Source organism: Weissella cibaria, from assembly GCF_004521965.1.
GTDB classification, from domain to species: Bacteria; Bacillota; Bacilli; order Lactobacillales; family Lactobacillaceae; genus Weissella; species Weissella cibaria_A.
Genome location: NZ_SDGK01000096.1, coordinates 1 through 405, shown reverse-complemented (window position 1 = coordinate 405; position 405 = coordinate 1). Strand labels below are relative to the sequence as shown.

Annotated in this window: 1 protein-coding gene; it reads right to left on the bottom strand. The window is 45.9% G+C overall.

Features of this window, described 5'->3' with window-relative positions; all coding sequences use genetic code 11:
* Nucleotides 1-206: 206 nt before the first annotated feature.
* Nucleotides 207-405, bottom strand: a 199-nt coding sequence (locus tag EST42_RS10210) for a transposase (RefSeq protein WP_245150482.1), incomplete at its 5' end; no start/stop codon positions are given.

The window sequence follows — 405 nt, the reverse complement described above, 5'->3', positions numbered from 1 at the left end:
GCCATAGATGCCACGATTGGTGTTATAAACGGCTTTAATTGCCGTTTTCAGAGCATTACGCCGTGTTTCTCGTTGGCTAGGTTGCCAGTTTTTCCATTGATAATACGTGCTTCGAGCAATGTTCAAAGCCGATAAAACGCTTGTTATGCGGTGTCCCATTGCGAGTGACCGGTCAATGATTTCCAGTCCTAACTCGCGATTTTGCGTTAATTGTACTTCGAAAGCAACACCGCGGCTCGTTTTAAAATCTCAAGTTCTTCGCGAAGTTTGGCGTTTTCCTTTTGTAATGCGTTTACATCAGCTTGCGTCCATTTTTCGCCGTCCACTTCGTGGACTGTGTACAATTTGACCCAGTTACGGATTGAATCGGCCGAAGGCCCGTATTCAGCGGCTAGTTCAGTGTAA